Consider the following 13,998-nt stretch of genomic DNA (forward strand, 5'->3'; position numbering starts at 1 on the left):
CCTGCGTCACAGCCCTGCAAGCCACGCGCCGTTCTGGAGACACCCCGTGCTGACACTTGTCATCATCCCCACCTACAACGAGATCGACTCCCTGCCCACCACACTGGAGGGAATCAGACACTACGTCCCGCAGGCACACGTCCTTGTCGTTGACGACGGCTCCCCGGACGGCACCGGCGACTACGCCGACGAGCGTTGCCAGACTGACGACCACGTCCACGTCCTGCACCGCTCGGGTAAGAACGGCCTGGGGCCCGCCTACCTGGCAGGCTTCTCCTGGGCACTGGCCTCTGGCTACGAGCTGCTGGTCGAGATGGATGCCGACGGCTCCCACAGGGCACAGGACCTGGCACTTCTTGTGCAGAGGGCGCAGATGGTCGATGAGCCTGACCTGGTGATCGGCTCGCGCTGGGTCTCCGGCGGGGCCACCCAGGGCTGGGACACAAGGCGGGTCGTGCTCTCACGTGCGGGCAACCTCTACATCAGCGCCATGCTGGGCATGCACGTCAGGGACGCGACAGCGGGGTTCCGGGTCTACCGCGCCTCCTTCCTGCAGGGGGTGGGCCTGGGAGAGGTCGAGGCTCTGGGCTACGGCTTCCAGGTCAACATGACCAAAATCATCGACGAGGCCGGAGGCAGCATCGTCGAGGTGCCCATCACCTTTGTGGAGCGACAGGCAGGACAGTCCAAGCTGTCCCGAGGGATCGTCACCGAGGAGTTGGCACTGGTCACACGCTGGGGCCTGGCCAGACGCAGCAGGCAGCTGCGCGCGGCCATAGGCAGGGTGGCGCGAGCGGCCCGCTACAACCGCTCGCGATAGACCGCACCGCTGCGCAGCATCTCCAGGCGCTCGTCCAGCAGTGCCTGGAGCTCCTCTACCCCTCGGCGTTCCAGCAGCATGTCCCAGTGCGTACGCGGGATCTTGCGGGGGTCCTCAGAGTCAGACTCCTCGTCCTCCCCGCGCCGGGCCGCTGGCCTGCCGCACTCCGGGCATTCCCAGGAAGCAGGCACCTCCGCCTCGGTAGACATCGGAATCGTAGTGACGTGAGCCACTGGGCACTCATAGGTGACCATCATCCGCTCGGCGAACTCGACGCCGTCCTCCGACTCCATCGACTTCGCGCCAATGGTCATACCCCGTAGTGCTCGGTCTGCCATGTGCTGCCTTCTCCCGTCTGTCGCTGCTGCCGTGCCGTGGCTGGCAGGCACACCAGGTATCAACAGGGAGGTGCCCCAGATTGTTCCCGACGCCATCCGAACCCGGGTCCCGGACGGGCCGCCCTACTGGTCCTACCGAGGGCAGCCCCGACAGGTCACGGTGGGGCACCGTGCCCGGTGACCATGCAGCAGGACGGCACCACGGCACACACGGCATACTTAGCCCATGACCAAGCGCATCGGCATCCTGACAGCGGGCGGGGACGCCCCCGGCCTCAACGCGGCGATTCGGGGACTTGGCAAGGCCACGATCCAGGAGCACGGGTGGGAGCTAATCGGCTTCCGTGACGGGATGCGCGGACTCGCAGAGAACCGCTTCACCAGGCTGGACTCCTCGGCGCTGTCAGGCATCCTCACCACTGGCGGCACCATGCTGGGGACCAGCCGGGACAAGGTGCACCGCATGCTGGTTGACGGCGAGGTGCGGGACATGGTGCCCACCATCGTCGAGAACTACGAGAAGGACCAGCTTGACGCCCTGGTCTGCCTGGGAGGGGGCGGCACCGCCAAGAACGCCCGTAGGCTCATGGACGCGGGCCTCAACGTCGTCCACCTGCCCAAGACTATTGATAACGACATCGTCCACACCGACACGTCCTTCGGATTCGCCACGGCCCTGGAAATCGCCACCGAGGCGGTGGACCGCCTCCACTCCACCGCCCACTCCCACCACCGCATCATCCTCACCGAGATCATGGGTCACCGTGCTGGGTGGCTGGCGCTGGGCGCCGGTATAGCCGGAGGTGCCGACGTCATCCTGCTGCCTGAGATCCCCTACTCGGTGGAGGCCATTGCCAATAAGATCGAGCGACGCAGGGCGCACGGCTCCAGCTTCTCAGTGGTGGCGGTAGCCGAGGGCGCCCTGAGCCTGGCGGACTACCAGGAGCTGGAGCACGCCCGGGCACTGGTCAAGGACGCCTCCTCACCGCAGAGCAAGGCCGTGGCCAAGCGCGGGGTCAAGGCCCTGGAGGCCTCGCACCGCGCCAACACCTTCACCCTGGCCGAGCAGCTGGAGGCGGCTACCGGCCTGGAGGCCAGGGTGTCCATCCTGGGCTACGTGCAGCGAGGCGGGTCCCCGTGCGGGGCGGACCGTATGCTGGCAACTCGCCTGGGCGTCGCCGCCGCCAGCGCTATTGCCGAGGGCAGGTACGGGGTCATGGTCGCTGACCGGGGGCAGGGCACCGCCCTGGTCCCGCTCAAGGACGTCGCCGGGCACGTCAAGTACGTGCCAGCCGACCACGAGTGGATCCAGGCGGCCCGCGCCGTCGGGACAGCGCTGGGAGACTAGAGGCTCGTAAAAGTCGCAGCGGGAGCCGCCCCCGGCAGCGTGCGGCTCATGAGGGTCAGATCCAGGATCTGACCGAACTTCTCGCCAGCCTGGGGGATGGTGCCGACGACGGTAAAGCCGTGGCGCTGGTGCAGTCGCACAGAGACAGTGTTTCCTGCCTCAATGGCTGCCACTATGGTCCGGTCGCCCGCTTGCTGGCAGGCCGTGACGAGCGCGTCCAGAAGCCGACCACCCGTGCCCTGGCCCTGGGCAGCGGGGGAGAGGTAGACCGAGTCCTCCACCGTGCGCGCGTAGCCCTCATAGTTGCGCCACGGTGTGGCGACGGCAAACCCGAGGACCCGCGAGTCGCTGTCGGTGTCCTCGACGGCAACAAGAGCGGTACCTCGTGCAACCTGCGGCTCCAGCCAGGCAGCAGCCTCCTGCGGTGTCTGCTCACGGCTGGTCCAGATAGCCAGTGACTCCCGGACGGCGCGATTGCGGATCTCGCGCACAGCGGGGGAGTCTGACATGACGGCGGAGCGGATGCGGACAGGCTGAGTCACGGCGCCCACTCTAGGACCTGCTCCTACCTGCTCCAGGGACACGGCTGAGTAGCCTGACGCACCGCACCTGACCTACGGGTCCACGTCTGTGGCTGGCCGGGTAGGACTGCGTACGGGCTCTGTGCTAGAGGTGCCAGGTTCCCGGAAGCACGTCGGGGTCGTGGTTGGCGAGAACGCCCAGGCAGCGCGGGTCCTTCCTCACAGAGCGCACCCAGTCGAGAGAGCGCTGCGCCTGGTCGGCGTTGACAACGACGCTGGGACGCAGCCCCTCCTCGTAGGAGGCCTGCCCGTAGCTGGCGTCGGCACTGAGGAGCACAAACCTGCGGGGGTCATGCACCCCGGGAGCGTCGGCCCCGTTGGCCCATGTCTGCGGACCGGCGTCGACCTGCTGGTCCTGGGACCGCAGGACAGTGGCGCACATGCCGTGGGAGTGCCCGGGTAGGGAAACCATGACGAGGCTTGCGTCTCCGAAGACGTCATAGCCTGCACCGAAGGGGCCGACGACGGTGTTCCATGAGAACGTGTCGATCTGCGCGTCCTTCCACTCGTGCCGGTGGTAGTGGAAGGGGTCGGTGTTACCTGCCTTCCACTCGGGCGCCGACACCAGGATGCGCGGCGCCTCCCTGAGGTGGGTCACGCCGTCGACATGGTCGCAGTGGAGGTGGCTCATAAGCACAAGATCCAGGTCCTGCGGACGGATGCCACGCTCCTCCAGCTGCTCGTGGATGGCAGCACCACTCGGCAACAGTATCTTGGTTATGGTGCGCTGAAAACGGATATTGGCAACCTGGCCCAGCAGCGTCCGGTTGTGGATGCTGAACCCGGCATCGATAAGGACAAGACCGTGGGGTCCCTCAATGAGATAGCAGGACACCGGGATCTCGACCAGGTGGCTGCGGCCCCGGCCGACGTGCGCCCAGGCGAGAGGGCTGTCGCTGTCACGGTAGTACGGGAGCGCCTCGTCAACGACGACCGAGCCCGTCCGTAGGACGGTCAGGGAGGTGGCCGACGTTGCTGCCGACCTGCTGGGGGACAAGATAGTGGATGTAGCAGTGGAGAGCATCAGGGCCTCTTTCCTGATTGACCGGTGCCAGAGGTCAGAGGCCGCCGCAAAGATCCTGGGACCTGTCTGCTCTTGGTCTCACAGGGAACAGGACGCGCAGTCCCCGGTAGCCGACGGGTACCCGGTCGCAAAAGAGACCCCGGACAGCCGTGGCCACCTGGCCCGACCACGTGAGGCGGGTACGGGACCAGGCAGGAGCAGTACCCCTGTCAGCCCATCAACGCGCCAATGACGTTACACCGGAACTGAAATAACATAACTTTGTCCGAGTACCGTAACGCGTATACGCAGTGACCTACTACACATATTAGTCACAATCTCCTCGCGTTCGCTCTCGGCAATGACAGAGTGGCCATGGTGTGGCCATGGTGTGGCCATGGTGTGGCCATGGTCTGGCCTAAGTCGCCCCGGCGGCTCGGCCTTGCGGTGGCGTCAAGGCGGCCTCAGGGTGCCACCCACCTGGAGGTGAGAGGCGGCCATTTGCCGCTGCCATCCGTCGTGCGCAGACGGCTCGGCAGCAGGGGTCCAGCGGGTGAGGTGAGTTCGCGCGTCCCGCCCTCTCCGCTCCCCGTCCACCTGATCCGATAATGTACATTATGTCATTATCGGAGCGACCGACGACCACATCCCTCCCGTCCGTCCCCGCCGACGCCGAAGCCGACGTACCGCCCCCTCGTGCACACGCTGACTCCCGGTCAGCGGCCCGACGCCACCCCGATGCCTGTCGTTCCTGACAGCCTCCCGCCCTCTGGTACGGAGGTTCTGCGTGCTCGGTCGTGTGCCCACCTCTCGGCTGTCGTGTCCTGACGGACGCCCAACAGATATCCGGTGTGCACCTGTAGCCCGCGCGACCGCAGTAACGTGTGTCCTGCGACGCTCAGCCGAGGGTCATCATCACAGGCCTCATCGCCACGGACCTTCGACGACCTCACAAGTCGTGTGACCACAGCACCAGCCACTACCGGCCAGTAGCAAGCCAGCCTGCCCCAAGGAGCTGCGATGTTTCTTGCGCTTCGCGAGATCCGCCACGAGCCGGGCCGCTTTGCACTGATCGTCGCCGTCATCACCCTGGTCTCCTACCTCACCTTCTTCCTCGCCTCCCTCGCCTCGGGACTGGCGTACTCATACAGGGCCGTTGTCGACGGGTGGGATGCGGGCACCATCCTGGTCACCGAGGCCTCCAACGAGAACCTCTCCGCCTCACGGCTGACCAGCTCCCAGGTCGCGGCCTGCTCGGCCCTGGCCGAGGAGGCCGGATCACAGGCGTCCTCGCTCGTCGCGGTCTCCGCTGTGGCTCAACCCAGCGTGGAGGTCGGCAAGGACTCGCAGACTAAGACGGACGTCTTTGCTTTTGGCCTCGACCTGGAGGGACCACTGAGCCCGACGGTTGTCTCTGGCAGGGAGATTGCCGACCCCGGTACGGAGGTCCTGGTCGACGAGACTCTCCAGGCCGAGGGCGTGACAACTGGGGACACCTTCCACCTCCTGGGGTCGGATCACACCTGGAGCGTGGTCGGCCTGACTCGGGGGACGACCTTTCAGGCCGCTCCCGTTGTCACCGTTGACGCTGCCGCTCTGCAGGAGTACGCGCCCCCGGGCCTCTCCCCCGCTGTCAGCGCCGTTGTCCTTACTGACAACGTGACGCAGGACCCCGCTACGGACACAGCCACCTCCGAGGCGGGTCTCACGAGCCTGACCAGCGAAGAGCTGATCCAGACCCTGCCCGGGTACGCGGCCCAGGTGCTGACCTTCTCGCTGATGATCGGTTCCCTCGTCGTCGTGGCCTCGGTAGTCCTGGCCATCTTTCTCTACGTGCTCACGCTCCAGAAGCGCCCTGCCCTAGGTATCCTCAAGGCCCGGGGCGTCCCGACAGGCTACTTGATCCGGTCTGGTGTCGTTCAGACAGTGGTTCTTGCTGCCTCTGGCGTGGTTCTGGGACTGTTGCTGGTTGTGGGCACTTCTCCCCTGCTTCCCAGCGCTGTCCCCTTTCTTCTGTCGCCGTGGCTTGATGCCGTTATCGCCGTGTTATTCGTTGTCGTCTCAGTTCTAGGAGGCGTTGTCTCGGTGAGGGTCGTGGCAGGAATTGATCCCGTGGAGGCTATCGCATGACCAGGGAGACTACCCGTGCCGCGGTGTCGCTAACAGGAGTCGCGCGAGACTTTCAGCAGGGTGATGAGACCATCCACGCCCTACGAGCAACCGACCTGGTCGTGGAAGCCGGCGAGGTCCTGGGCGTCCTAGGACCCTCCGGTTCCGGAAAATCTACTCTTCTCACGGTGATGGGGGGTCTTCGAGCACCGACCCGGGGCAGGGTAGAGATCGGTGGAAAACCGTTCTCGCGGCTTCCGGAGAAGAAACGTGCACAGCTGCGTAGGCAGCACCTGGGATTTGTCCTACAGGCGTCCGGACTTGTCCCGTTCCTGACCCTCACCGACCAGCTCGCCCTTCACGACAGGGTCCTTCGTCGCAGTACCAACCATGAACGGCGTGACTACCTCCTCGACTGCCTCGATATCACCCGGCGTAGCAACGCGTACCCGAGCCAGATGTCGGGAGGCGAGAGGCAACGAGCCGCCATTGCGGTAGCGCTCTACCACGACCCGGAAGTTATTCTGGCCGATGAGCCGACGGCGGCCCTGGACACCGACCGTGCCCAGGAGGTGGCTCGCCTGCTGGCTGACCAGACGCACAGGATGGGAAAGGCCACCGTGATGGTCACCCATGACGAGCGCCTGCTACCCGTGTGCGACAGGGTCATGGTGATGCGTGACGGCGTCCTGAGCCCGCGTACGCCCTCGTGAGGCATCACTGCGGTACTGTTCCGGTGGTGTGCTGATGTGCCCTGACACGTCCGCCTTAGCGCCTGGACGATGATTCCGCTTCCTGTGACTGCCTGCTTTTCTGCCTCGGGCGTGTGCACCTGAGCCGACCAGAAGCTCGTGCGGACTGGCAGCGTAATCCAATTGGGCCTGCTGACACCTACGTCATATGCTTCTCCTGTCAGGCCTACGTACTGTGAAGGAGGCGCTGTGCCTGCTCACCGCGAGCCGACCCTGGCTGACGTTGCCGAGGCAGCCGGCGTCTCTCTCACAACTGTCTCCCGGGTCCTCAATAACCGAGGCTATTTATCCCGGGAGACTCGTGACAGAGTGGCCGCTGCTGTCAGCAGGCTCGGCTACAGGCCGAACCAGGTCGCTCGTGCGCTGCACGGCAAGTCGACCCGATCGGTCGGGCTCATCGTGCCGACGGTAAGACTCCCGTTCTTCGGAGAGCTTGCCGAGCACGTGGAGGACGCCCTGGCCAATCACGGCTACCGGACATTTATCTGCAACTCCATGGGAAAGGCAGACCGTGAACGAGGCTATCTCGACCTTCTGATCTCCCACCGCGTCGACGGCATTATCTCTGGTGCTCATAACGAGGATATCCCTGAGTACGACAAGGTACGCATGCCTCTTGTCACTATCGACCGGATGCTGTCGCCAGCTATCCCTGACGTACACTGTGACAACGAGGAGGGCGGTCGCGTCGCCACCACCCACCTACTGAGCCGGGGCGCCCGTCGTCCGGCTCTCCTGACGTCGCGGTCCGGAGCGCACAACATGCGCGAGGCCGGGTACCGCTCGGTGCTAGCCGAGGCCGGTATCGAGCCCGTGGTTCTGACAGCAGACTTCCACATCCCAGACGCCGAACGCCCTGGTGTGATCCGTAACCGCCTGGACGCTGTCGCGCCTATCATTGACGCGGTGTTCGCCACAGATGACCTCTCCGCGGCGGACGTCCTGGAGTGGGCGGCCTCGCAAGGCCTTGCCGTCCCGGAGGAGTTCAAGGTTGTGGGCTTTGACGGCACATCCGCCATGCGTCGTGCCGTCCCAGGCCTGACGACAGTCCAGCAGCCGATTGCCCGTATTGCGCACCGCGCCGTCCAGATCCTTCTTAGTCAGATTCACGGCAGCCATGTAGGCGACTTTGAGAAGGAGCATGACGATCAGGTGCAGGTGGGTGACCTCGTCACCCCGCCCCTGGGTATTGCTCTGGTAGAAGGTCGCACTGCCTGAGGCCGGGATGCTGCAGGGACTGGCCGCGCCACGTCCTGGGGCTGGCGGCCGCAGCACCATGAGTCAGTGACGTCTCGACAGCACCCGTGCACGTTATGCGCTGTGGCTGGATGCATCCCGGAAGGGATGCATCCAGCCACAGCAAGTCAGGCAGACAGCGACGCCGACACCGCGACGCCGGGTGAGGGTCTTAGACGACCTCCACAGCACCTTCCTTCTCCTGGGCTGTCTCGCTGTCGTCGGAGACGGAGGGCGCGACATCATCCTCCGCCTCGGGATCGTTGCCGCCTGTGTCGCTCCCCTCGGAGGACGTCGTGGCAACCACAAACAGCTCGTCACCCCGCAGGAGGGTACCCGACCCCTTCTCCTCAATACCAGAGAAGCTGGCCGCGTTAGAGACGACGACCGGAGTCACCGTCTTGTAGCCCGCAGCCTTTACAGCAGACCAGTCAACCTCAACCAGAGGCATACCACGCAGGACCTTGTCCCCGACCTTCACCTTGGGGGTGAAGTGCTCCCCGTCAAGCTGAACGGTGTCCATACCCACGTGGACCAGCAGCTCGATACCGCTGACTGACCGTAGGCCGTAGGCGTGGCCAGTGGGGAAGGCGGCGATCACCTCTCCGTCAACGGGGGACACAACCGGCCCCTCAGTGGGTGACACGGCCATACCGGGACCCAGCATCCCGGAGGCAAAGGTTGCGTCCTCGACCTCGGACAGTGGCAGCGCGTGGCCCTGGATCGGCGAGGCGACAAGGAGATCGTCAGCAGCGTCCTCAGAGAACTCGACCGCCTCAGCGTGCTCTGCCATGGCCTCAGCCTCCAGCTCGGCCTCGTCCACGGCCTCATCCCCCGCAAGCGAGGCCCTTCCCCGGGTGGTGCCGTAGGCGAAGGCGGCGCCGAAGGCCAGGGCGAAGACAACCAGCTCGACAAAGACGTACCGGATGATGTCGTCAGGGACGATGGACACGAAGCCGACGAAGCCGGCCGCCCCTAGGGCCTGGGAGTGGATGTCCAGCAGGGAGACGAGGGCGCCGCCGATGCCAGCAGCACCCAGACCGATGAAGAACGGCCACCGCAGACGCAGGTTGACACCGAAGATAGCGGGCTCGGTGATACCGAAGACGGCCGAGGCACCACCGGCACCAGCCAGACCCTTGAGCTTGGCGTCCTTGGTCAGGAAGAACACCGCAAGGGCCACAGCGCCCTGGGCCACGTTGGCCATGGAGGCGATGGGGAAGATGAAGGAGCCGGCACCACCCGTGCGCATCTGGTCGATGAGAGGCAGCTCGACGGCGGGGAAGGACTGGTGCAGACCGGTCACGACGATCGGCGAGTACACCAGGCCGAACAGGAGGCCTCCCAGCGGACCGGCAGTGTTGTACAGCCACTGGAGCCCAGCAGTGATGCCGTCCGAGAGCTCACGGGTGAGCGGGCCGACGATGACAAAGGTCAGGAACCCGGTGACCAGCAGGGTGATGAGAGGCGTGAGGAGGAAGTCAGCGGTACCGGAGAGACGCTTGTGCAGCCACTTCTCAATAGCCGACATGATCCACACGACGCACAGCACCGGGATGACCATGGCCTGGTAGCCGATCTTGTCCACACTGAGGCCAAAGAGCTGCCAGGTCTCAATGGTTCCTGCCTCGGTGGCCGTCTGGATGTCGTAGGCGCTGGTCAGGTTGGTGGAGACCATCGCCGCACCCATGGCGGCGCCCAGGTACACGTTGCCTCCGAAGCGCTTGGCCGCAGAGAATCCGACCAGCACGGGCAGGAAGGCGAAGGCCGCCGATGACACGAGGTTGATGAGGTCGGCGTAGTCGCCCAGCCACGTATACCGGTCAGTGAGGCCGTACGTGGTGCCGTCGGCATTCTCAAAGAAGCCGGCCGTGAGCACGTTGTTGATGGCCATCATCAGACCGCCGGCGATCAGGGCGGGCAGGATCGGTACGAAGATGTCCGCGATCACCTTGATGAAGCGCGAGACCACGTTGCCGGACTTGGCGGCTTCCTGCTTGGCCTCGTCCTTGGAGACCTCCTTGACGCCACCGGTCTGGACCATCTGGTCGAAGACGATGTCCACATCTCCGGGACCGACGATGATCTGGAACATGCCGCCTGCGATAAAGGTCCCCTTGATGTCAGGGTCCTTGTCGAGGGCCTTCTGGTCTACCTTGTCCATGTCGTTGATGACAAGGCGAAGACGCGTAGCACAGTGCGCTGCCGCGTTGATGTTGTCGGCGCCACCGACGTATGTCAGGACGTCCTTCGCCACGCGGGCGTGATCCATTGCCACCCGGGGGTTCCTTTCTCGTTGACGGGACCGCTGTTCAGGGAGGGCTGAGGAAGCCCGGTTGGTTGGGATCGTCGCTGACTCCCGTTCGGTCCGCACCTATGTCAATCGATGGTCACACTACCGTGGACACCACTGTCGTGCAACCGGTAGGCAGCCTGGGACCGGGCTCTGGGAACAGCTCTGGGAACTGGTTTCTGCTGCTCCCAGGCCCAGGTCAGCGTGGAGCCGCTACGCCCTCGTGCAGGCGTAGGCTGCCGTCGACCAGCAGCCGGGCTCCGCCGACATCAACGCCGACGTGGTCGGCAGCAGTACCGCCAGGGCCGACGAAGCTGCGTAAGGTAAAGGCGAGGTCGCCGTCACCGACAAAGATCTCGGTCACGGAGCGGTCATGAAGGACCTCCAGGGCGGGAGCGCAGCCGGGAGGCAGGGAGACGGTGCGTCGCTGCCCGTGCTGGGTGTAGCGCGAGGTCGAGCGGTCAACGGTCAGGACGCCGTCCCCCAGCATGATGTCCACGTGGCTCGTCTCCGAGCCGATACGCAGCCCCCAGGTTCCTGAGGTCATATCCTCCTGGGCCTCCAGCCGCAGGTACCAGGACCTGCTACCCCCCAGCTCGGCCACGTCATGGCTTCCGGTCCCCAGCACGGCTCCCACCACGCTGGGGCGCGACGCGTGGTCGGCCCAGGGGACAGCAGGCCTCTGGACAAGGCGGCCCCCCCGCAGGCTCAGCACCCGGGGCACGGTCAGGGTGTGCACCCAGCCGCCGGTACCACCGTCGGGCTCGATGGAGGGCTGGTCGTCCTCAGAGGCGTTTCCCGCCCAGCCCATCATGAGGACCGGGCCCGGCTCGCTGGGACGACGAGCAAAGACCTGGGGGGCGTAGAACTCGAAGCCCCTGTCGACCTCGTAGAAGGTGCCGTCGCAGTCGCGCAGCTGCGTGCCCTCCAGGCGTCCTACGGTGTAGACGCAGGGGAAGATGTTCTCGAAGCCCTCCTGCTCAGGCCTGATCCCCTGGGGACAGAAGATGAGCACGTCGCGCTCCTCCCCCGTGACCTCGTCACTCAGGCGCACGATCCCGGGGCACTCCCACATGTAGCCGAACCTGTCAAAGGCTCCCCCAGCCTGAGGGAAGGAGAGCTCACCCTCCCAGGCCCAGGTCACCAGGTCGTTGGAGCGGTAGACAACGGCGGCGCCGGTCTCGTCACGGCGCTGCGCCCCCACGAGCATCCTGTACTCACCCGGGCGGTCAGGGTCACGCACCACCATCGGGTCCCGGTAGTGGGCGGTGTAGCCCTCGGCGTGGACGGGGACAAGGGGGTTGTCCGGCCACTTGGTGAACGTCGCCAGGTCGGGGCTGGTGACCAGGCACTGGCTCGCTGTGCGCTCGTCTGTGACGGGATCCTTCAGGTTGCCGGTATAGAAGAGCTGGAACGGTGCCGCCGCTGGGGCACTACCGACCTCCTCCTCGTCCAGGACGACGGCGTTGCCGGAGTAGGCGCCGGAGGCGTCGTAGGAGGAGTTGGGCACCACGGCCGGAGGGTGGTGCTCCCAGTGGGAGAGGTCGGTGGAGGAGGCGTGGCCCCAGTAGACGAGCTTGCGGTGGGGGTGGAAGGGGCTGAACTGGTAGAAGACGTGAAATGTCCCGTCGTCGACCAGCAGGCCGTTAGGGTCGTTAAGGCGCCCCACGGGGGGCGCGACGTGGAAGATCGGGTAGTCAGGATCGCTGGATGCCCGTGAGGAGGCGACTGCGTCACGGGCCAGAGCCTTAAGGTCCTCATGCACGGAGAAAGGCTAGCAGCTGACGTTGCCCGGCGTGTGCCCGCAGGGGCAGGACACGAGGCGACGGAGGTGGGGCGTGGACCGGAGTCAGTGGAAGTACGGGATGATGAGCCAGATACCGTACAACGTGATGGCTCCTGCCAGAAGGAAGCAGGCGCCTGCACCCAGCTCGGCAGCCATGAGCCCCCTGGACCGGCTCTGCCGACGCCTGGCATGAGCCACGTCGAGAAGCCGGGCAGCCAGCGAGACGATCACGACGACAACGGCTGCGCCCAGGATCGTCACCACGGTGACCTGGGCCAGTGACGCCCAGTCGATCATCATGCGGCAGTCTCCTTCTCCGGGACTCGTCGCGAGTGGTCGGCTTCCCCAGCCAGCTCGCTCTTGACCTGGTCGACGGTGCGGGGCTTACGGACGAGCTCGGGGTCGGTCCGCCTGCCGACGACCACCTCGTCGGCGTCATTGACGTTGGAGAAGTCCACCCGGTGGTGGCTGGCCTGGCGAATAATCAGCAGCGCCCCGCACAGCAGCAGGAGAATAACCGCGACCGTACCCGCCACACCTCCGGCGACTGCGATGAAGGACGTCAGCGCCCCGACCACGCCCGCGCACGGCAGAGTCACGAGCCAGGCCGCACCCATCTTCGTGAAGGTGCTCCAGCGCACACTGGTGCCACGACCGATACCTGACCCCAGGATGGATCCGGTGCAGATATGGGTCGTGGACAGGGCGAAACCCAGGTGGGAGGACGCCAGGATGGCAACAGTGGAGGAGGTGTCCGCGGCAAAGCCCTGGGGGGACTCGATGTGGACCAGTCCCCGGCCCATGGTGCGCATGATCCTCCAGCCGCCGGAGTATGTTCCCAGCCCGATCGCCAGCCCTGCCGCCGCGATCACCCACCAGTAGGGGCCGGACCCCGGCGCCTGGTAGCCGCCGGCGACAAGTACCAGCGTGATGACCCCCATGGTCTTCTGGCCGTCAGAGGTGCCGTGAGCAAGGGCGACCATGGAGGCAGAGACGCGCTGGCCGCTGCGGAACACCGACTGGGAGAGGCGGCTCGTGGGACGCGCGAGCCGGTATGCCAGCCAGGTCGCCAGGGCAGCCGTGGCACCAGCGACGCACGGGGCGAGCAGGGCCGGCAGCATGACCTTGGACAGCACGGTCCCCCAGTGGACGCCCTGGCTGCCGGTGGCCACCATCACCGCGCCGATAAGCCCGCCGAACAGGGCGTGCGAGGAGGAGGACGGCAGACCGAACAGCCAGGTCAACAGGTTCCACAGGATGGCGCCTGCCAGGCCTGCCAGCACCATCTCCGGCGCCGCCTGTATCAGCGCGTCGTCGAACAGGCCGTGGGAGATCGTCCTGGCGACCTCGGTGGACAGGCAGGCCCCGACGACGTTGAGGACCGCGGCGAGGAGGACTGCCCTGCGCGGTGCCAGCGCACCGGTGGCTACCGAGGACGCCATCGCGTTGGACGAGTCATGGAACCCGTTGGTGAAGTCAAAGACGAGGGCCGCCACGATGACGACGACAACGATAAAGAGTGTGCTGCTCATGCCGTTTCCGGTCGAAGTCTGAAGGCTGGCGCCCCGCCTGCCAGTGATGACACCTCGGAGCGTATCCCGCCTGGGGTCGGTTGGGTCAACACAACCCGCCTACATTCTTACCTCTACAGGGGCGCGATCGCGAATGTTGCCGCCGTGTTCACGGACCTCCCCAGGCTCCCCGGTAGGCGGGCGGCCCGGTACGTGGGACC

12 protein-coding genes are annotated in these 13,998 nt (G+C 65.7%); 5 read left to right on the forward strand and 7 right to left on the reverse strand.

Annotated elements, in window-relative coordinates; all coding sequences use genetic code 11:
* Positions 1-46 precede the first annotated feature (46 nt).
* Positions 47-820: a polyprenol monophosphomannose synthase gene (locus D4740_RS00885; RefSeq protein WP_119835053.1), complete on the forward strand. Its 774-nt coding sequence runs from the start codon at positions 47-49 to the stop codon at positions 818-820.
* Here D4740_RS00885 and D4740_RS00890 read toward each other — a convergent pair.
* On the reverse strand, positions 802-1,158 hold the full coding sequence (locus D4740_RS00890; RefSeq protein ID WP_119835054.1) for an RNA polymerase-binding protein RbpA: 357 nt from the start codon (positions 1,156-1,158) through the stop codon (positions 802-804). The two genes, D4740_RS00885 and D4740_RS00890, sit on opposite strands and share 19 nt — an antisense overlap.
* A 226-nt stretch (positions 1,159-1,384) precedes the next feature.
* Here D4740_RS00890 and D4740_RS00895 point away from each other — a divergent pair, with 226 nt between their 5' ends.
* Complete coding sequence (locus D4740_RS00895) at positions 1,385-2,506, forward strand: 6-phosphofructokinase (RefSeq protein WP_119835055.1); 1,122 nt, start codon at positions 1,385-1,387, stop codon at positions 2,504-2,506.
* Here D4740_RS00895 and D4740_RS00900 read toward each other — a convergent pair.
* Positions 2,503-3,048 (reverse strand): GNAT family N-acetyltransferase, encoded by a 546-nt coding sequence (locus D4740_RS00900; protein ID WP_310732057.1) that lies wholly within the window; start codon positions 3,046-3,048, stop codon positions 2,503-2,505. The two genes, D4740_RS00895 and D4740_RS00900, sit on opposite strands and share 4 nt — an antisense overlap.
* A 124-nt stretch (positions 3,049-3,172) precedes the next feature.
* Positions 3,173-4,111 carry an N-acyl homoserine lactonase family protein gene (locus tag D4740_RS00905; protein WP_119835056.1) on the reverse strand — a complete coding sequence of 313 codons (939 nt, stop codon included), beginning with the start codon at positions 4,109-4,111 and terminating at the stop codon, positions 3,173-3,175.
* A 999-nt stretch (positions 4,112-5,110) separates the two neighbouring features.
* Here D4740_RS00905 and D4740_RS00910 point away from each other — a divergent pair.
* The 3 genes from D4740_RS00910 to D4740_RS00920 all read left to right on the forward strand — a co-directional run bounded on the left by D4740_RS00910 (position 5,111) and on the right by D4740_RS00920 (position 8,169).
* Positions 5,111-6,220: an FtsX-like permease family protein gene (locus D4740_RS00910; RefSeq protein ID WP_119835057.1), complete on the forward strand. Its 1,110-nt coding sequence runs from the start codon at positions 5,111-5,113 to the stop codon at positions 6,218-6,220.
* Positions 6,217-6,912, forward strand: coding sequence for an ABC transporter ATP-binding protein (locus D4740_RS00915; RefSeq protein WP_119835058.1), 696 nt, complete (start codon positions 6,217-6,219; stop codon positions 6,910-6,912). The genes D4740_RS00910 and D4740_RS00915 overlap by 4 nt, the downstream gene beginning before the upstream one ends.
* Before the next feature lie 228 nt (positions 6,913-7,140).
* Positions 7,141-8,169, forward strand: a complete 1,029-nt coding sequence (locus D4740_RS00920; protein WP_119835059.1) for a LacI family DNA-binding transcriptional regulator — start codon at positions 7,141-7,143, stop codon at positions 8,167-8,169.
* A 190-nt stretch (positions 8,170-8,359) separates the two neighbouring features.
* Here D4740_RS00920 and D4740_RS00925 read toward each other — a convergent pair whose 3' ends face one another.
* The 4 genes from D4740_RS00925 to D4740_RS00940 form a co-directional block, all read right to left on the reverse strand.
* The gene (locus tag D4740_RS00925; RefSeq protein ID WP_182911309.1) at positions 8,360-10,459 is read right to left on the reverse strand and encodes a sucrose-specific PTS transporter subunit IIBC; all 2,100 of its coding nucleotides are present in this window, start codon (positions 10,457-10,459) and stop codon (positions 8,360-8,362) included.
* 220 nt (positions 10,460-10,679) lie between these two features.
* Positions 10,680-12,245, reverse strand: a complete 1,566-nt coding sequence (locus D4740_RS00930; protein WP_119835061.1) for a glycoside hydrolase family 32 protein — start codon at positions 12,243-12,245, stop codon at positions 10,680-10,682.
* Positions 12,246-12,329: 84 nt separating this feature from the next.
* Complete coding sequence (locus tag D4740_RS00935; RefSeq protein WP_119835062.1) at positions 12,330-12,566, reverse strand: hypothetical protein; 237 nt, start codon at positions 12,564-12,566, stop codon at positions 12,330-12,332.
* Complete coding sequence (locus D4740_RS00940) at positions 12,563-13,798, reverse strand: inorganic phosphate transporter (RefSeq protein WP_119835063.1); 1,236 nt, start codon at positions 13,796-13,798, stop codon at positions 12,563-12,565. Before D4740_RS00940 ends, D4740_RS00935 begins: the two co-directional genes overlap by 4 nt.
* Positions 13,799-13,998 lie beyond the last annotated feature (200 nt).

This window comes from Actinomyces sp. 2119, assembly GCF_003591215.1.
Classification (GTDB): Bacteria; Actinomycetota; Actinomycetes; order Actinomycetales; family Actinomycetaceae; genus Actinomyces; species Actinomyces lilanjuaniae.

Bases quoted from the DNA above. Each gene is read 5' to 3' on its own strand.
- D4740_RS00890 (WP_119835054.1), bottom strand. From the start codon at position 1,158: ATGGCAGACCGAGCACTACGGGGTATGACCATTGGCGCGAAGTCGATG.
- D4740_RS00895 (WP_119835055.1), top strand. From the start codon at position 1,385: ATGACCAAGCGCATCGGCATCCTGACAGCGGGCGGGGACGCCCCCGGC.
- D4740_RS00905 (WP_119835056.1), bottom strand. From the start codon at position 4,111: ATGCTCTCCACTGCTACATCCACTATCTTGTCCCCCAGCAGGTCGGCA.
- D4740_RS00910 (WP_119835057.1), top strand. From the start codon at position 5,111: ATGTTTCTTGCGCTTCGCGAGATCCGCCACGAGCCGGGCCGCTTTGCA.
- D4740_RS00915 (WP_119835058.1), top strand. From the start codon at position 6,217: ATGACCAGGGAGACTACCCGTGCCGCGGTGTCGCTAACAGGAGTCGCG.
- D4740_RS00925 (WP_182911309.1), bottom strand. From the start codon at position 10,459: ATGGATCACGCCCGCGTGGCGAAGGACGTCCTGACATACGTCGGTGGC.
- D4740_RS00935 (WP_119835062.1), bottom strand. From the start codon at position 12,566: ATGATGATCGACTGGGCGTCACTGGCCCAGGTCACCGTGGTGACGATC.
- D4740_RS00940 (WP_119835063.1), bottom strand. From the start codon at position 13,798: ATGAGCAGCACACTCTTTATCGTTGTCGTCGTCATCGTGGCGGCCCTC.